The sequence below is a fragment of the Streptomyces sp. 17_S59 genome (genome assembly GCF_056930295.1).
This window is the reverse complement of sequence record NZ_JBXOWD010000001.1, coordinates 480,994-499,232: the sequence shown is the minus strand read 5'-3', so window position 1 is coordinate 499,232 and position 18,239 is coordinate 480,994. Positions and strand designations below refer to the sequence as shown.

At 71.6% G+C, this 18,239-nt stretch carries 10 protein-coding genes and 1 pseudogene; 6 read left to right on the top strand and 5 right to left on the bottom strand.

The genetic code is table 11. From position 1 onward, the window contains the following. Nucleotides 1–14: 14 nt before the first annotated feature. A complete protein-coding gene (locus tag AC1Z4A_RS02055; protein WP_483676086.1) occupies nt 15–1,157 on the bottom strand; it encodes a type III polyketide synthase in 1,143 nt (380 codons plus the stop codon). A 213-nt stretch (nt 1,158–1,370) separates the two neighbouring features. Between AC1Z4A_RS02055 and AC1Z4A_RS02050 the strand changes: the two genes are divergently transcribed. Beyond that, complete coding sequence (locus AC1Z4A_RS02050; RefSeq protein WP_483676085.1) at nt 1,371–1,904, top strand: hypothetical protein; 534 nt, start codon at nt 1,371–1,373, stop codon at nt 1,902–1,904. Between the two features lie 86 nt (nt 1,905–1,990). Here AC1Z4A_RS02050 and AC1Z4A_RS02045 read toward each other — a convergent pair whose 3' ends face one another. Continuing rightward, nucleotides 1,991–2,143 (bottom strand): hypothetical protein, encoded by a 153-nt coding sequence (locus tag AC1Z4A_RS02045; RefSeq protein WP_483676084.1) that lies wholly within the window; start codon nt 2,141–2,143, stop codon nt 1,991–1,993. 419 nt (nt 2,144–2,562) lie between these two features. Here AC1Z4A_RS02045 and AC1Z4A_RS02040 point away from each other — a divergent pair, with 419 nt between their 5' ends. After that, on the top strand, nt 2,563–2,916 hold the full coding sequence (locus AC1Z4A_RS02040; protein ID WP_483676083.1) for a VOC family protein: 354 nt from the start codon (nt 2,563–2,565) through the stop codon (nt 2,914–2,916). Between the two features lie 185 nt (nt 2,917–3,101). Continuing rightward, a pseudogene (locus tag AC1Z4A_RS02035) lies at nt 3,102–3,739 on the top strand (transposase); the annotation flags it as partial. Between the two features lie 180 nt (nt 3,740–3,919). On the opposite strand, the gene AC1Z4A_RS02030 reads toward AC1Z4A_RS02035, so the two are convergent. After that, on the bottom strand, nt 3,920–4,513 hold the full coding sequence (locus AC1Z4A_RS02030; protein ID WP_483676082.1) for a TetR/AcrR family transcriptional regulator: 594 nt from the start codon (nt 4,511–4,513) through the stop codon (nt 3,920–3,922). 124 nt (nt 4,514–4,637) lie between these two features. Between AC1Z4A_RS02030 and AC1Z4A_RS02025 the strand changes: the two genes are divergently transcribed. From AC1Z4A_RS02025 to AC1Z4A_RS02015, 3 genes are all read left to right on the top strand, one after another. Further along, nucleotides 4,638–5,747 (top strand): FAD-dependent oxidoreductase, encoded by a 1,110-nt coding sequence (locus AC1Z4A_RS02025; RefSeq protein ID WP_483676081.1) that lies wholly within the window; start codon nt 4,638–4,640, stop codon nt 5,745–5,747. Between the two features lie 287 nt (nt 5,748–6,034). Continuing rightward, the gene (locus AC1Z4A_RS02020; protein ID WP_483676080.1) at nt 6,035–6,379 is read left to right on the top strand and encodes a hypothetical protein; all 345 of its coding nucleotides are present in this window, start codon (nt 6,035–6,037) and stop codon (nt 6,377–6,379) included. Nucleotides 6,380–6,459: 80 nt separating this feature from the next. After that, the gene (locus tag AC1Z4A_RS02015) at nt 6,460–6,963 is read left to right on the top strand and encodes an RICIN domain-containing protein (protein WP_483676079.1); all 504 of its coding nucleotides are present in this window, start codon (nt 6,460–6,462) and stop codon (nt 6,961–6,963) included. 259 nt (nt 6,964–7,222) lie between these two features. Here AC1Z4A_RS02015 and AC1Z4A_RS02010 read toward each other — a convergent pair whose 3' ends face one another. Next, nucleotides 7,223–7,363 carry a hypothetical protein gene (locus tag AC1Z4A_RS02010; protein ID WP_483676078.1) on the bottom strand — a complete coding sequence of 47 codons (141 nt, stop codon included), beginning with the start codon at nt 7,361–7,363 and terminating at the stop codon, nt 7,223–7,225. A gap of 93 nt (nt 7,364–7,456) precedes the next feature. Further along, a complete protein-coding gene (locus tag AC1Z4A_RS02005) occupies nt 7,457–18,238 on the bottom strand; it encodes an SDR family NAD(P)-dependent oxidoreductase (RefSeq protein WP_483676077.1) in 10,782 nt (3,593 codons plus the stop codon). Between the last annotated feature and the right edge of the window lies 1 nt (nt 18,239).

Sequence of the window (18,239 nt, the reverse complement as noted above, 5' to 3'; positions counted from 1 at the left end):
CCCATACCCTGCAATCACTCCAAAGAGTGACCACATGGCCGGGCCCGACGGTAAGGAACAAGGTCAGTCGGCCAGTTGAGCAGCACCAGTTCGGTGGTGAGTCCCGGGCCGAGGGCGAGCAGCAGGCCGTGCGATCCGGGAGCGGGCGGGCCGCCGGCATCGGCCAAGGTCCGGTGCAGCACGTCCAGTACAGAGGCGGACGAGATGTTGCCGCACTGGGCCAGCGAGGTCCGGCTGTGGGCGAGCGCACCGGGCGGCGGGCGGAGGGAACGGTCCAGGGCCTCGAGGACCTTCGGGCCGCCGGGGTGGCAGATCCAGGAGGTGATGTCCGCCGTGGTCAGCCGGTGTTGGGCCAGAAAGCCGTGCACCTCGCCGGGCAGGTGCTTCTCGGCGGCGTCCGGGACGTCCGGGGCCAGGAACACTGCGAACCCGTCGGTCCCCAGGTGCATGCCCATCAGGTGTTCGGTGCCCGGGTGCAGGCAGCTGCGGGCCGCGATCAGCTCCGGACCGACAGCCCGCCGCGCCCGGTGGGCTCCGAGAACCACGACGGCCGCCCCGGCATCGCCGAACAGGCCGGTGGCCACCAGATTTTCCACCGAGGTGTCGGCGCACTGGAAATTCAGCGAGCACAGCTCGACGGAGACCAGGACGGCCACCTGGTCCGGATGGCCGCGCAGATAGTCATGCACCCGCGCCAGTCCGGCGGCGCCCCCCGCACAGCCGAGGCCGAACAGTGGCATCCGGACCACATGCCGATCCAGGCCCACCTGCTGGACGAGGCCGGCGTCGAAGGACGCGACCGAGGCCCCGGTGGTGGTGGTCGTGACGATGGCCCCGACCTCGTCGGGTGAGATCTCCGCCGCCTGAAGGGCGCGGGTCAGGGCCTGCTGGCCGACTTGACGGGCCATCGCCGCCCACGTCCGGTTGTACTCGGTGAAGTCACGGGGCTTACGGTATTCGGCCAATGGCAGGGAGAGGTTGCGGTACTCGATGCCGGAACGGGCCGCGAGTCCGGTGAACTTCCGGCGCGCGGCGGCGTCGGCGCCGAGGAACGCCTCGGCGAACACGGCTGCGATCTCCTGCTGCCGGTGCCGGTGCGGAGGTGCGGCCATCGCCACGGAGGCCACCCTGGGTGCTGCCGGACGCGCGTCACTCATCGGTAACTCCTTTTGCGCGTAGGTCCCGTGATGGTTCACGGTGACGCCGCCGCAATGCCCCGGGCAGGGCGTGCGGTGAGGCGCAGGGCGCACACCGGGGTGTGGGGACGCCATGATGCTCCTGACCGTCCAGGAAGGCGGTGCGATCCGAGATGTCAGTGGGTAGCCAAGTGGCGCTGTCCACACCGTGTTCGGGCTACGAAAGGACTCATCGTGATCGGCAAGCGCGGCGCAGGAGTCACCTTGTCCTCCCTCGTCCTGCTCGCGGCCACCGTCGCCGGGGTACCCGCGGCGCAGGCGCACGACCATACCGCCATGGACTGCACGGGCCAGGAGAACATCACCTACGGGCCGGGGCTCGGCCTGTCCTCCGCCGGATCCGCCAAGGTCACCGTCAATGGGACGTACCACTGCACGGACGCCTCAGGTCACGGCATCACGGCCGCTTACCACACCGAGGGGGAGACCGGAGGAAGCTGCCTGCTCCTCTCCTGGAACCGGTCCCAGGAGATCCTGCACTACGCGGACGGTGCCACTACGGTCATCGCCTACCAGGCCGGGCCCTCTGTCCGCGTGGCGGGTATCAACACCGCCCTGCTCAAGGGAACAGTCGTCGGCGGCCGCGGCAAAGGGGCGGCTGCCGAGAAGACCATCCAGACAGTGCCGGGCAGCCTTCCGACCGACTGCGTAATCGGTGAGGGCATCCGACACACCACGGCACTGACCCGGCTGAGCATCCACCCGTAGGGACGCGCCCCACGTCACCAGCGGACAGGTGCTGTTCGGCTTGACCTTGTTCCTTAACCTCCTCATCACACAGCGTGATGAGGAGGTTAAGGAACAAGTTTAAAGCCTGTCTCGTACTCCAGATCGGGTGCGGCGTTGAACTGGTCGTGCAGATCGTGACCGCTCAACGCCGCGAGCTCATAGAGGTGTTCACCGGGCTCCGGCCGCGCCAGTTTCAGCGTCTGGTGCGGGCTGTCCACCGGCAGGGCGGCAGAGCCCTTGAGCCTGGCCGACCGGGCCGTCCATGGGTACTGATGCTGGAGGACCGGGTGCTGCTGGTCGCGATGTACGTTCTGTCCGGCTGGATGCCGGTTCAGGTGGCCTGCACAGCAGCGTCGTTAGCCGTGGCAGAGGGCAGCTGCCCTGGCGGGACATACTGCTGCTGGGCAAGACCCGAGCCGTAGCACACGGCGGCGACGAGATCCGCCGATTCAGGACCCGTGCCGTCGGGATGGTGTCCCCTGGAGTGGTGTAGCAGCGATCACTTCTCGCGACTTGCTGTTACCGCATCGCGCTGCTACACCGCTCTGGGGGACACGGTCCGCACACCGGACCGGCGGTCGACGGCAGTCACCCCCCCAGCCCTGGCAGCCAGCCGACCCTGTTTATGCTCACGCTCATGGCACTGGAATGGGAACAGATCATCGTCGACTCCTCCGACCCCATCGCCCTCGGGCGCTGGTGGGCCGAGGCTCTCGGCTGGGTTGTGGTCGATGAATCCGAGGAGATCATCGAGATCCGGCCTGAGCCGGACCGGTTGCCGGGGCTGCTCTTCGTGCCTGTCCCCGAGGGCAAGACGTCGAAGAACCGGCTCCACCCCGACTTCCGCCCCGACGACCAGGAGGCCGAGGTCGCCCGGCTGCTCTCCCTCGGTGCCCGGCGCGCCGATACCGTGCAGGACGAGCAGCACTGGGTGACCCTTCTCGACCCGGAGGGCAACGAATTCTGTGTCCTGGGTGAGCGGAAGAGCTGAGCGGGGCCGGGCAGCCGTTCGGGCGGAGGTGCCGGACGGTTTCGCCCACCCGCAGCTGCGCCAGCCGCTGCTCGCCGGCCCGGCTGGCCGGGTGCTCTTACCGTGGTCCGTGCATGGCTCCGGCTGGTGCGTTGATGACGCGCGGCTCGGCCCGGACGACCTGCGAACTACCAGATGGTGTCGCGTTGAGTGGCGACCCCGACACCGAACTGACGGTGTTCCGCACCCTGCCACTGGATCACATCCGCCCTCCCTACATCTATCTGGACGCGACCTACTGCAAGGCCCGCGTCCAGCACCAGATCGTCTCCCAGACCGTGGTCATTGCGACCGGCATCACGAGGACGGCGGTCGCGAAGTCCTCGGCCTGATGGTCGGCGACAGCGAGACCGAGGTGTTCTGGACCGAATTCTTGCGCTCGCTGCGCGGGCGGGGCTTGAGCGGGGTTCGCCTGGTCATCGCCGACCATCACTCGGGCCTGGTCAAAGCCGTCCGCAAGGTCATGCTCGGCGCCGGCTACCAACGATGTCGCGTTCACTTCCTGCGCAACACCTTCGCGGACTTCCCTGAACGCCACTGGAAGAAGATCCAGTCGACCAATCCGCTGGAACGGCTCAACCGCGAGATCAAGCGCCGCACCGACGTCGTCCAGATATTCCCCAACCCCGACGCCCTTGAACGGCTCACCACCGCAGTCCTCGTCGAGATGCACGACGAATGGATCGCCTTCCCTCGCCGCTACCTCCCCGAAGGCAGCATGGACAAGATCTACCCCCGGGACATCGACCAACTCGACCCGGCTACACCACTACGCGGGACATGACCGCCGTCGGACGCGGCCTCGCCTTCCTCAGGCCGTCGAGGCCCTGCGCCGCCGTACCATCGCCACCAGCAAGGTCACCCTGGAACGCGTCTACGCAGCCCAGATCTGACGACCGGTCATGCCGATGCTCCCGAGAGCGCGCACCGCGTCCGCGTACACCGGGGCTCCTTGCAGACCGGGTCAGTTGCCCGGATGGGAGGCCGCCCAGCCGTGTTCGAGCAGGGCGAAGGCCTCGTCGGCAGCGCGGTGCGGTTCGGGGTGCCGCAGGATGAGGCTGCGGGCCTCAAGGGCGAAACGGGCCAGGGCGGCGCAGCTGATGTCGTCCTCGGGCGCACTTACAGCCTCGGCGATGGCCCTGGTCAGTGCCGCTTCGTGGCGCGTCCACATGCGGTGGGCGTAATCGCGCAGCGCGGGGGTCTCCTGCACCAGGCGCGTGAAGTCGGCGAACCGCGGGTCTGCGGCGTGGACGGCGAACTGGGTCTGCGTCAGCAGGAGGTGCTCGCGCAAGGCCTGCGGGATCGACTGGCCCGGGGGGCGCTCGCGTACGGCGGCGACGAGCGCCGCTTCCAGGTCGTCGTCCTGATCGAAGACCAGGGCTTCCTTGCCGGAGAAGTGCTTGAACAGGGTGGTCACCGAGACGTCGGCGGCGTCGGCGACGTCTTTGACACCGACCTGGTCGTAGCCGCGCTCGAGGAAGAGCTCAAGGGCGGCGTCGGCCAGGGACTGGCGGGTCTGGGCCTTCTTGCGCTCGCGGCGCCCGGTCGGTGCGGTCACTCGCACACCATACCTCGAAGTGCATCGAGTCTGAAAGTTTAGTCATTGCACTTATTTAGCGAGTGTGCTTTCTTGGTGATGTCGGACCTCCCGGCGGCTCACCCACCTCTTGAGGGGCACTTCCATGACCTCTGCTCGTGATCCCCGCATCGCGATTGTCGGCGCCGGCCTCGGCGGCCTCACCTGCGCCCGAGTCCTGCAGCGACACGGCCGCTCCGTCACCGTCTTCGAACGCGAGGCATCCGCAGACGCCCGCCCGCAGGGCGGCACCCTCGACATGCATGCCGACACCGGCCAGGCCGCCCTGCGTTCGGCGGGGCTCCTCGACCGATTCCACGCCCTCGCCCGCCCCGAAGGAGATGAGTGGCGGGTGCTCGACTTCGCCACCGCCGCCTTCCTGGCGCAGCAGGGACCTTCCGCTGACGGCGGTCGGCCGGAGATCGACCGGGGCCAGCTGCGCGGTCTGCTCCTGGACTCGGTCACCGAGGGCACGGTGCGGTGGGGCCGCGCAGTCAGCGGGGTCACCCCATTGGCCGACGGCCCCTGCCGGCTGCTCTTCGGTGACGGCACCGCCGAGGACTTCGACCTGGTGGTCGGCGCCGACGGCGCCTGGTCACGCGTCCGCCCGGCCCTGTCGCACGCCGCCCCCGGCTACACCGGTGTCACCTTCGTCGAGACCGGATTCGACCACTGCGACACCCGCCACCCCGACCTCGCGCGGCTGGTCGGCAACGGATCGATACTGGCGAAGGGCGTCGGCAGGTCCCTGGTCGCCCAGCGCAACAGCAACGGCCACATCCGCGCCTACATCGCGCTCCGCGCGCCGGAGGACTGGCACGTGGCCGCCGGTATCGACCTCGGTGACCAGCGGGCCGTGCGGACGCACCTGCTGAGGATGTTCGACGGCTGGGACGAGAGCCTGCGCTACATCCTGCGGAACGGCGACAACGGGTTCACCAACCGTCCTCTGTTCGTCCTGCCCGCCCCGCACACCTGGGAGCACGTTCCCGGCGTCACGCTGCTCGGCGATGCCGCGCACCTGATGCCCCCGGTCGGGCTGGGCGCCAACCTCGCCATGCTCGACGGCTCCGACCTCGCCCACGCCCTCGTTACCCAATCCAGCGTCGGCGACGCCGTCCGCGCCTACGAGAGCATCATGCTGCCGCGCTCGATCGAGGCCGCGACGGGCAGTGCGCAGGGACTCGACCACCTCGTTCCCGCGACGGCCTCCTGAGCCGACTCCACCGCCCCCGGCCCGCGGCCCGTTGTGCTCGATGAGGACTCAACTCGTCTGCAGCCCAACGCCATCGAGCCCCAGACGTGGCGGGAGACATCGCCCGAAAGGGTGGTGACGCCCACTTGCCGCTGTGGACTGATGCCCGCCGAGGCTTGGCGATTTGGCCTGCTCGTGGGGAGTTCTCTGCGGAGCGGGGCCGCACAGCCTCGTCGGGCCCGTTGTCGGATTCGTCGACAACAGTGGCCCGGCTCCTGGGGCGAGACGGTCAACGGGAAGAGGCGGTATTGCAGCGCCTTGACCAGACTGCCGCCGATCTCGCACGGGCATCAGCCGAAGACGTGCAACGAGCGCTGGAACAGGTACGCGTCGACCAGTCCCGGTCCTGGCAGACGCGTTTCACGGACCTGCTCCAGGATCTGCCGGAGTTCGAAAGAGACAAGGCCGTCCGGGAGCTGCGGTCCTTGGTCGAGCATGTCCGGCAACACGGCTCCGGTGCCTCGGCCGGCCCTGGTGGGCTTGCGGTCGCCGGCGGCATGACGGTCACGGCCACGCACGGAGCGGTGGCCGCCGGTGTGGTAAACGGAGACGTGCGCATGGACCCTCCAAAGCCGGGGGCGGCCCAGGACTGACCGCCCCCGGCTCATCAGCGCCGTCGCTCTCCGCGTCGCCGTCGCCTTCTGGATCGCTCTCCGCGTCGCCGTCGCCTTCCGTGTCGCCGTCCGCCATCAGGTCCGCGTCGGACCCAGCCGCGCGCGCATCCGGCTCCACGGAGGCTGTGGCTCCGCCGGTACAGACCGCGAGTAGGGGCACCTCTACGGCCGGACCGCCGCCTTCCGCGGAGTCCGGGGCCACCACACTCTCCCCGGGGTCCGTATCGCGCCTCCGAAATGTCTCCACCGACCAGTGCGTCGGTGACGGTTCCGTCTACCCCAGCTTCGGGACCTGCAGTTCCAGCGATGCCTACGCGTGGACGTTGCGTTCCTCTGGCGGCGGCACCTTCGAGCTGGTGAACCGCGCGAGCGGAAACTGCCTGTCGGCGCCCTTCAACAACGACTCCGGGGCCGGACTGGGACTGTGCAGCGGTCTCGGAGGGACTGGCTATGTGCGCTGGCGCGTAGGGAGCGCCACCACGGCGGGCCAGACGCTGAAGAACACTGAGACTGGGCGATGTCTGGAGATCGCTTCCCCGCCTTATGGCGGCGGCAAGGGGTGATGGTGACCACCTGCAACAGCGACCAGCCCGAGCAGCTGTGGACAGGCGGCGGGACCGCCCATAGCCGCTGACAGCGCTTCGCGCCTGGGGCATCGAGGGGTTTTCAACCTGCAACTTCGGGTTGAGAAACCCTCAGTGAGGCCGTTCTGTCTTGAGAAGTTCCTAGTCAAGGTGGGTGGTGTGACGGCTCGTTGAGGAACTCGGGCTGGTCCAGAACGTGATCGCCTCGCGGTGATCGTCCCCCGTACCGGTTCAGCGGCTATCCCGCCCCCGACACCGATCCCGGCGACCGTACGTAGCCGCTGCACGCCCAGGCGTCGAGCAGCCCGGCGAGCACCGCGGAGGACGTCCTCGCGTATGTGGTGCCCAACCTCGTGGCGACGATGCGCATGATGCCCAAGAACGGCACTGACGGCCGTCACATAGGCACGGCAAAGCGGTCCCGGGAACAGCTCCCGGGACCGCTTCACCATGGGATTGCGACCGGTGGCCGCTACCCGGCGTCCAGCTCGTTGTCGAGGATGTCGAACAGCTCGTCGGCCGAGGCCGCCTCCAGGGACTCCTGCCGCTCCCCGGCGCCGTCCGGCCGGTATGCGTCCCCCCACCGCGCGGCCAGCGCCCGCAGCCGCGCCGTGACCCTGGCGTGCTCGGCCTCGTCCGGTGCCGCGGTGCTCATGACCGCCTCCAGCCGGGCGAGTTCGGCCTCCAGGGACGGCCCGGACGGAGACAGCTCGTCGACCAGCTCGTCGCGCAGATGGCGCGCCGCGGCCAGCGGAGTGGGATGGTCGTAGATCAGCGTGGACGGCAGCCGCAGCCCGGAGACCGCCCCCAGACGGTTGCGCAGCTCCAGGGCGGTCAGCGAGTCGAAGCCCAGCTCGACGAAGCCCCGCAGCGGTTCGACGGCGTGGCCGCCGCCGTGCCCGAGGACCTCGGCCGTGTGCGCCCGGACCAGGTCGAGCAGCGTCCGCTCCTGCTCCTCGGCCGACTGCCCGGCCAACCGCTCGGCCAACGATGGCCCTTGGGCACCTGAGGCACCGGCCGCACCGTCGTCCAGCGCCCGGCGCACCGGCACCCGGACGAGGCCGCGCAGCAGCGCCGGAACCCCGTCCGTGGCACTGCGCGCCCTGATGGCCGAGGTGTCCAGCGAGACCGGCAGCAGGACAGCAGCTTCGGCGGCCGACCGGGCGGCCGCATCGAAGAGGGCGAGGCCCTGTTCCGGGGAGAGCGCCCGCATGCCGGAGCGCGACATCCGCCGCAGATCCGCCTCCGCGAGCCGGTCTCCCATCCCCGCCCCGGCCGACCACAGCCCCCAGGCCAGCGAGAGGCCGGGCAGGCCGTGGGCCCTGCGGTGCTGGGCCAGGGCGTCCAGGAAGGCGTTGCCCGCGGCGTAGTTGGCTTGCCCGGCTCCGCCCAGGGTGCCCGCGGTCGAGGAGAACAGAACAAACGCCGCGAGGTCTGCCCCGGCGGTGAGCCGGTGGAGGTTGAGCGCCGCATCCGCCTTGGGCCGCAGCACCGTGGCGAGACGCTCCGGCGTCAAGGAGGCCAGAGTTGCGTCGTCCAGCACCCCGGCGGTGTGGACGACACCGGTCAGGGGATGTTCGGCGGGAATGCGGGCCAGCGCCGCGGCCAGCTCGTCCGGATCCGCCGCGTCCCCGGCCACGACGTCGACATTTGCGCCGAGTTCGGTGAGCCCGGCCACGAGCTTGTCGGCGCCCTCGGCCGCCGGACCGCGCCTGCTGAGCAGCAGCAGATGCCGTACGCCGTGCTCCGCCACCAGATGACGGGCCACCAGGCCGCCGAGCCCGCCCGTACCCCCGGTGATCAGCACCGTGCCGTTCGGGGAGAGTCGGAGAGCCTCCTCCGGCGCGCCCTCGCCGGCGCGTACGAGCCGGGGCACGGACGCCGCACCGCCGCGCAGCGCGATCTCCGGCTCCCCACTCGCCACCGCGGCGGACAGCGCCGCTTCGGAGGCCGCCGTGCCGTCCGTGTCCACCAGCACGAGGCGCCCCGGATACTCCTCCCGCGCCGCGCGCACCAGCCCCCACACCGCCGAGCCCGCCAGATCGAGAACATCCTCGGCGGGCGACACGGCGACGGCACGGCGGGTGACGACGACGAGCCGGGAGGAGGCGGGCCCCTCATCGGACAGCCACTCTTGGAGGTACGCCAGCAGCCGCCCGGTGGCCGCCCGTACATCGGCCGGATCAGCGGGGGTGTCGCAGACGACCGTCGTGACGTCCTGCGTACGGGACTTCGCCGGTCCCTGCAAGCCGATCGGCGTCCAATCCACGCGGTACAGCTGCTGCGGTTCCCCGCCCGCGGCGGTACGCAGCTGCTCCTCGTCGACCGCACGCAGGGCAAGAGACCGCACGGAGGCGACCGGCACGCCCTGGGCATCGGCGGCCAGGACGGACAGCGCGTTCGGGCCGACGGGGGCGATGCGCACCCGCAGGGCGGTTGCGCCGGTCGCGTACAGGGTCACGCCCTGAAAGGCGAAGGGGAGCAGGACTCCCGGCTGCTCGTCGGTGCCGACGGGAGCGAGATCGGCCGCGTGCAGGGCGGCGTCGAGGAGGGCGGGGTGAAGAGCGAATGCGGTGGCTTCGGTGTGGGCGTCCTCGGGGAGGGCGACTTCGGCGAAGACCTCGTCGCCGCGCCGCCAGGCCGCGCGCAGGCCCTGGAAGACCGGACCGTATCCGTAACCCTGCGCGGCCAGTTGCTCGTACATGCCCTCCAGCGGCACGGCTTCGGCGTCCGCCGGGGGCCATAGTCGGAGGTCGTCGGCATCGGGGCCCGGGTCCGCGGGCGAAACGGTGAGCAGTCCTTCGGCGTGCCGGGTCCACGGCGTCTGCGGGTCCCCGTCATCCGGCCGCGAGTGGACCGACAGGGAACGGTGCCCGTTCGCGTCCGCTGCACCGACGGTCACCTGAAGCTGCACCGCACCGCGCTGTGGCAGCGGCAGCGGTGCCTCCAGGGTCAGCTCGGACAACTCGCCGCAGCCGACCTGATCGCCCGCGTGCACGGCGATCTCGACGAAGGCAGTGCCGGGGAGCAGCACGGTGTCGCCTACGGCGTGATCGGCGAGCCACGGGTGCGACTGGAGGGACAGCCGACCGGTGAGGACTGTCTGGTCGCCGCCGCCCGCGAGGTGCAGGACTGAGCCCAGCAGGGGGTGCTTGGCGGGGGTCTGGCCGAGGGTGGTCACGTCGCCGGTTGGGGTGGCGGATTCCAGCCAGTAGCGCTGGTGTTGGAAGGGGTAGGTGGGGAGGTCGGTGGGGTGGGGGTGGTGGGGGGCGTAGAAGGTTTGCCAGGTGATGGGGTGGCCGCGGGTCCAGAGGTGGGCGAGGGCTGTGATGGTTGTTTCTTCTTCATTGGGGTGGTTGCGGCGGAGGGTGGGGATGAAGGCCCTGTCTGTGCCGGTGGTGGTGTCGGGGAGGCAGTCCTGGGCCATGGCGGTCAGGACGGCGTCGGGGCCCAGCTCCAGGAAGGTGGTGACGCCCTCGGTGGCCAGTGTTTGTATGCCGTCGGCGAAGCGGACGGCTTGACGGGCGTGCTGGACCCAGTACTCGGGTGAGGTGAGGTCTTCGGCTGTTGCGAGCTGCCCGGTGACGTTGGAGACGACGGGGATCTGCGGGGCCTGGAAGGCCAGGCTGTCCAGGACGGTGCGGAAGTCGTCCAGCATCGGATCCATCAACGCCGAGTGGAAGGCGTGGGAGACCTTCAGCTGCGCGGTCTTGCGGCCCTGGGCGCGAAGCTGGTCCGCGATGACCAGTACGGGTGCCTCGGGACCCGAGATCACTACCGAGCGTGGTCCGTTGATCGCGGCAATCCCGGCGCCGTCCTTGAGCAGGGGCTGGACTTCGTCCTCGGTGGCCTGGACGGCCACCATCACCCCGCCCGCGGGCAGGGCCTGCATCAGCCGCCCGCGCGCCGCCACCAGAGCGCACGCATCCGCCAAGGACAGCACTCCAGAGACGTGGGCAGCCGCGATCTCGCCAACCGAGTGCCCGGCCAGGAAGTCCGGACGTACGCCCCAGGACTCCACCAGCCGATACAACGCCACCTCGATCGCGAACAACGCAGGCTGCGCGAACTCCGTCCGGTCCAGGACCCCCTGCTCGTCCCCGAACATCACATCCTTCAGCGGCAGTTCCAGGTGCTCACAGACCTCGTCCAGCGCCGCCGCGAAGACGGGGAAGGTCTCGTACAGCTCCCGGCCCATCCCTACCCGCTGCGCGCCCTGCCCCGTGAACAGGAACGCCAGCCGTCCCTCGCTCACCGTCCCCTGCACCAGCGGCCCGTCGGTCAGCTGCGCCCGTGCCTGCGCACGGTCCACCGCCAGCACCACCGCACGATGCTCCAGACCAGCCCGGGTCACGGCCAGCGAGTACGCCACGTCAGCCAGGCCGGGCCCGTCCTCGACCTCAAGCAAGGTCAGCAAGCCCGCAGTCTGCGCCTGCAGCGCTCCCGCAGTACGGGCGCTGATCACCAGCGGCAGCACACCCCCACCCACAGCCGCCCCACCAGGCACCTCCTCAACGGGCGGCGCTTCTTCAAGGATCGCGTGGGCGTTGGTGCCGCTGATCCCGAAGGACGAGACGCCTGCGCGGCGCGGTCCCTCGCTCTCCCACGGCATCGGCTCGGTGAGCAACCGTACGTGGCCTGCCGACCAGTCCACATGCTGTGTCGGCTGGTTCACGTGCAGGGTCCTGGGCAGCACCCCGTGCCGCATGGCCAGCACCATCTTCATCACGCCGGCCACACCCGCCGCGGCCTGCGTGTGCCCGAGATTGGACTTCACCGAGCCCAGCCACAGCGGACGCCCGGCTTCCCGCTCCTGCCCGTACGTCGCCAGCAGCGCCTGCGCCTCGATCGGATCGCCCAGCACCGTGCCCGTGCCGTGCGCCTCCACCGCATCCACGTCCCGCGCGGTCAGCCCCGCACTCGCCAGCGCCGCCCGGATCACCCGCTGCTGCGACGGACCATTCGGCGCCGTCAGGCCATTGCTCGCACCGTCCTGATTCACCGCCGACCCACGCACCACCGCCAGCACCCGGTGCCCATTGCGCCGCGCATCCGACAACCGTTCCACCAGCAGCATCCCCACGCCCTCGGAGAGGCTGGTGCCGTTGGCCGAGTCGGCGAAGGCCCTGGCGCGGCCGTCGGGTGCCAGGTTGTGCTGCCTGCTGAAGTCGATGAACGTCTCGGGAGTGAACATCACCGAGACGCCGCCTGCCAGGGCGAGCGTGCACTCGCCGCTGCGGAGTGCCTGAACCGCCAGGTGCAGGGCGACCAGTGAGGACGAGCATGCGGTGTCCACGGTCACCGCCGGGCCCTCCAGGCCGAGGACGTAGGACACCCGGCCCGAGGCGACGCTGCCCAGGCTGCCGTTGCCCAGGTAGCTCTCGACGCCGTCGGGCACCGGGGTCTGTCCGAGTCGTGCGGCGTAGTCGTGGTACATGACGCCCGCGAAGACGCCGGTGCGGCTGCCGCGCAGGGAGTGCGGGTCGATGCCCGCCCGCTCCAGGGCTTCCCAGGAGGTTTCCAGGAGCAGTCGTTGCTGGGGGTCGGTGGCCAGGGCCTCGCGTGGTGAGATGCCGAAGAACTCGGCGTCGAAGTCGGCCGCGTCGTGCAGGAAGCCGCCCTCGTCGGTGTGGCTGGTGTTCGCCCGTACCCCGCTGGTGTCGCAGATGTTCGCGATGTCCCAGCCGCGGTCCCGGGGGAACGGCGTGATGCCGTCGCCGTCCGCGGCCAGCAGCGCCCACAGTTCCTCGGGGGTGCTCACTCCGCCGGGGAACCGGCAGCTCATGCCGACGATGGCGATGGGTTCGTCGGCGGCGGGGGCAGCTGTCGCCGCCACGGCGGCGGAGGCGTCCGCCTCGCCCGCACCGAGCAGTTCCGTTCTGAGATATTCGGCGAGCGCAGTGGGCGTGGGGTGGTCGAAGACCAGGGTCACCGGCAGCCGGACGCCCGTCGCCGCGCCGAGCCGGTTGCGCAGGGCCACCGCGGCGAGCGAGTCGAACCCGAGGTCCTTGAAGGCGCGGTCCGGTTCGACGGCGTCGCGGCTCTCGTGGCCGAGGATGTCGGCCACCTGGGTACGTACCAGGTCCAGCAGCAGCCTGATCCGCTCCGGCACCGGCATCCTGGCTAGCCTCTGCGCGAGGGTGTCCGGGCCGTCGGCCGGCCCGGAATCCGCTGTGCGCCGGCTCACCGTACGGACCAGGGCGCGCAGCAGCGGGGGCGGCCCGCCCGGGATGCTGCGCAGCACGGACAGGTCGAGCCCGATCGGCAGCAGTACGGGTTCGGCAGCCGATACCGCGGCGTCGAAGAGGGCCAGGCCCTCGTCCGCGGACAGGGCGCGGGTGCCCGACTTGGCCATGAGCGCGAGATCCGCCGGGGTGAGATGGGCGGTCATGCCGCTGCTGCCGGCCCACAAGCCCCAGGCCAGAGACACAGCCGGCAGGCCCTGCGCCCTGAGGCGGCGGGCGAACGCGTCCAGGAAAGTGTTGGCCGCCGCGTAGTTACCCTGTCCCGCTCCGGCGAAGGTGCCGGCGGCGGAGGAGAAGAGGACGAACGCGGCCAGGTCGAGACCGCTCGTCGCCTCGTGCAAGTGGCAGGCGGCATCGGCCTTCGGGCGCAGCACCGTGTCCAGCTGCTCCGCAGTCAGCGAGGCGATGGTGGCGTCGTCCAGCACTCCGGCCGTGTGCACCACGGCCTTGAGCCGCTCGATTCCGCCGACCAGGTGGAACACGGCGTCCCGGTCGCCGACGTCGCAGCGCACCACGGACACCTCGGCGCCGAGGGCGGTCAGCTCCGCCGTCAGCTCCGCAGCACCGGGGGCGTCCGGGCCCCGGCGGCTGGTCAGCACCAGGCGCCGCACCCCGTGCCGGGTGACCAGGTGACGGGCCACCAGGGCACCGAGCCCGCCGGTGCCCCCGGTGACGAGGATCACGTTTGCCGCGTCCCAGTCGGCAAACGGTGAGGCCGTCCGCTCGCCGCCCGCGCGCACCATACGGGGCACGTACAGATCGCCGCCCCGCAGCGCCAGTTCGGGCTCGCCCGACAGCGCGGCCCGGGCCAGCCCCCGGGCCGATTCCTGCTCTCCGTCCCAGTCCACCAGGACGAAGGCCCCGGGGTTCTCGGACTGCGCGGAGCGCACCAGGCCCCACACCGCCGCGCCGACCGCATCCACCGGAAGCCCGTCCGGCCCCGCGGCCCCGCGGGTGACCACGGCCAGGCGCACCGACTCGGGCGGATCCAGCTCGGACCACTGCTGCACTGCTGCCAGGACCCGGTCGGTCGCCTCGCGTATCCGCTGGGGGGCGGGCACGGCGCCGGAGTCGTCCGTGGCGAGGCAGGGGAGGACCACGACAGCTGGCGCCGGAGCGCCCGCGTCCAGGACGGAGCGCAGGGAGGAGATGTCGGGCAGCACTTGAGTGCCGTCAGGGAGCAGGCCGAGGGGCTCGTCCCCGTACCCGTCCAGGAGCGCGAAGGCCGGCTCGTGTGCCGCCTCGGCCGCCGCGGGCAGCGCGCTCCACTCGATCCGGAACAGGGACCGGAACAGGGAGTCGCCGGCCGGTGCGGCCGCGGCCGACAGCCGGTCCGCGGACACCGGGCGCAGCACCAGGGCATCGACGGATGCGACCGGCGCGCCCGTCGCATCCGCGAGCAGCAGCCGGACCGAGTCGTCCCCGGCCGGTGTGACGCGTACCCGCAGCGCCGCCGCGCCCACGGCCCGCAGGCTCACCCCGCTCCAGGTGAACGGCAGCCGGATCCCGGCCCCGTCCGCCCCCGACCCGGCAGGAGAAGTGTCGAACGGGCCGAGGCCCGCCGCGTGCAGGGCGGCGTCCAGCAGCGCCGGATGCAGCCCGTACCGCCCCGCCTCGGCCCGCACCTCCTCGGGCAGGGCGACCTCGGCGAACACTTCCTCGCCGCGCTGCCAGGCGGCCCGCAGCCCCCGGAAGGCCGGGCCGTAGCCGTACCCCTGGTCGTCCAGCTGCTCGTAGAGGCCGGACGCGTCCAGTGGCGTGGCGTCCTCGGGCGGCCAGACGGCCTGCGAGCCGTCGTCGTCCGGGTCCGTACTCTCGGGCATGAGGAACCCGTCGGCGTGCCCCGTCCACGGCTCCTCGGAAGCGTCGGCACCGCTCGTGCCGCTTGTGCCGCTCGTGCCGCTCGGCCGGGAGTGCACGCTCACCGGGCGCCGTCCGGCGGCGTCGGCCACGCCCACGTGCACCTGCAGCTGCACACCACCGCGCTCGGGCAGCAACAGGGGTGCAGTGAGGGTGAGTTCGTCGATCCGTCCGCAGCCGACCCGGTCCCCGGCCCGGCCGGCGAGTTCGACGAGCGCGGTGCCCGGCAGGAGCACGGCGCCGCCGGCCGCGTGATCGGCCAGCCAGGGGTGGGTGTCCAGACCGATCCGCCCGGTGAGCAGCACGCCGTCCGCGGCGGCCAGCTGCACGGCGGCACCCAGCAGCGGATGGTCGGCGGAGTCCAGCCCGGCCGAGGCCGGATCGTAGGCGGCCGGGTCGGGGCGCGGCCAGTGGCGCTGCCGCTGGAAGGGGTAGGTGGGCAGGTCCACCCAGTCCGGTTCGTACGGGGCGAACAGCGCCGCCCAGTCGACGGTCGCGCCGTGTGCCCAGGCCTCGCCCAGGGACAGCAGGAAGCGGTCCGGCCCGCCGTCGTCGCGGCGCAGCGAGCCCACGGCAACGGCGGCCCGCCCGGCGGCCTCCCCGGTCTCCTGGATGCCCATCGACAGCACCGGATGCGGGCTGGCCTCGACGAAGAGGCCGTGGCCGTCGGCCAGCAGAGCCCTGGTGGTCTCCTCGAAGCGCACGGTCTGCCGCAGATTCCGGTACCAGTACGCGGCGTCCAGCTCGCGGGTGTCGATCAGCGTGGCGGTGACGGTGGAGTAGAAGGGGATCTTCGCCGGGCGGGGGGTGATGTCCGCCAGGACGTCCAGCAACTCCTCCTCGATGGCCTCCACGTGCGCGGAGTGCGAGGCATAGTCGACCGGGATCCTGCGGGCCCACACGCCCTCGGCCTGGAGTTCGGCGAGGAGTTCGTCCAGGGCGTCGCCGTCGCCGGAGACGGCCACCGACCCCGCGCCGTTGACGGCCGCCACCGACAGCCGTCCGTCCCAGTGCTGCAGCCGGTCGGCGATCTGCCCGGCGGGCAGCGAGACGGACATCATGCCGCCCGGCCCGGCCAGGTGACGGGCGATCGACCGGCTGCGCAGGGTCACCACCCGGGCCGCGTCCTCCAGGGACAGCGCGCCCGCGACGCACGCCGCGGCGATCTCACCCTGCGAATGCCCCACCACGGCCGAGGGTTTGACGCCGTGCGAACGCCACAGCTCCGCCAGCGACACCAGCACGGCGAACAGCGCGGGCTGCACCACATCCACCCGCTCCAGCGACGGCGCGCCCGGCTCGCCGCGCAGGACCGCGAACAGGTCCCAGTCGACGTGCGCGCCGATGGCCTCCGCACATTCCCGCAGGCGCGCGGCGAACGCCGGGGCGGCGCCGGAGTCCAGGAGTTCCAGCGCCATCCCGGCCCACTGCGAGCCCTGCCCCGGAAAGACGAAGGCGACCTTGGCGCGGCCCCCGGCGGTGCCGCTCACCAGGGCGTCGGGGGTCCGGCCCGCGGCCGTCGCCCGCAGCCCGGCCAGGAGCGCGTCCCGGTCGGCGGCGACCAGCACGGACCGGTGCGTCATGGCGGCCCGCGTCGCCACCAGGGAGTGGCCGAGGCCGAGCGGGCTCAGGGCGGGGTCGGCAGCCAGGCGCTCGGCCAGCCGCCCGGCCTGGGCGCGCACGGCCGCCTCGCTCCTGGCGGAGAGCAGGAACGGCAGCGGGGCGCCGGGCTCGGCCCGGTCCCCGGCGGCGGCCTCCTCGGCCGCGGGCGCCTGCTCGATGATGACGTGTGCATTGGTGCCGCTGATCCCGAAGGACGAGATTCCCGCGCGGCGCGGCCCCTCGCTCTCCCACGGGACCGTCTCGGTGAGCAGCGCGACCGCCCCGTCCGACCAGTCGACCTGACCGGACGGACGGTCCACGTGCAGCGTGCGCGGCAGCTCGCCGTGGCGCATCGCCATCACCATCTTGATGACCCCGGCCACTCCGGCCGCGGCCTGGGTGTGGCCGAAGTTGGACTTCACCGAGCCCAGCCACAGCGGACGGTCCTTGTCGCGTTCCTGCCCGTACGTCGCCAGCAGCGCCTGCGCCTCGATCGGGTCGCCCAGCACGGTGCCCGTGCCGTGTGCCTCCACCGCGTCCACGTCCCGCGCGGTCAGCCCGGCGTTCGCCAGCGCCGCCCGGATGACCCGCTGCTGGGACGGGCCGTTGGGCGCGGTGAGGCCGTTGCTGGCCCCGTCCTGGTTGAGGGCGGAGCCCCGGACCACGGCGAGGACGTGCCGCCCGTTGCGGCGCGCGTCGGACAGCCGCTCCAGTACGAGCATCCCGGCGCCCTCGCCCCAGCCCGTGCCCGCGGCCGCGTCGGCGAACGACCGGCAGCGGCCGTCCGGCGCCAGCCCGTGCTGCCGGCTGAACTCCACGAACGTCCGGGCGGTGGACATCACCGTGACCCCGCCCGCCAGCGCGAGCGAGCACTCGCCGTTGCGCAGCGCCTGCGCGGCCAGGTGCAGCGCCACCAGCGACGACGAGCAGGCGGTGTCGATGGAGACGGCAGGGCCCTCCAGGCCCAGCACATAGGCGATGCGGCCCGAGACCACGCTGCCGTCGGTGCCGGTGACCATGAACCCCTCGGCGCCCTCGGGCACCGTCCCGGCCCGAACGGGATAGTCCGTGGCCATCACACCCGCGTACACGCCCGTGGCGCTGCCCTTGAGCGCGGCCGGATCGATCCCGGCGCGCTCGAACGCCTCCCAGGAGACCTCCAGGAGCAGCCGCTGCTGGGGGTCGGTGGCGGTCGCCTCGTGCGGGCTCATGCCGAAGAACGACGGGTCGAACTCCGGGGCCCCGTACAGGAATCCGCCCTGCCGGGTGTAGCTGGTGTGCGGCCGGGTCCCCTCGGGATCGTACAGCCCCTCGAGATCCCAGCCGCGGTCGCCGGGGAAGTCGGTGATCGCATCGGTGCCCGAGCGCACCAGCGACCACAGGTCCTCCGGGGACCCGACGTCGCCGGGATAGCGGCAGCTCATGCCCACGATCGCCACTGGTTCCGCGGCGGCGGCCGTCGCCTCGTCGTAACGGCGGCGCAGCCGCTCGTTCTCCAGCAGCGACGCGCGCAGCGCTTCCGCGATCTTCTGGACAGGTGTTTCCACG

Bases quoted from the DNA above. Each gene is read 5' to 3' on its own strand.
- AC1Z4A_RS02040 (WP_483676083.1), top strand. From the start codon at position 2,563: ATGGCACTGGAATGGGAACAGATCATCGTCGACTCCTCCGACCCCATC.
- AC1Z4A_RS02055 (WP_483676086.1), bottom strand. From the start codon at position 1,157: ATGAGTGACGCGCGTCCGGCAGCACCCAGGGTGGCCTCCGTGGCGATG.
- AC1Z4A_RS02025 (WP_483676081.1), top strand. From the start codon at position 4,638: ATGACCTCTGCTCGTGATCCCCGCATCGCGATTGTCGGCGCCGGCCTC.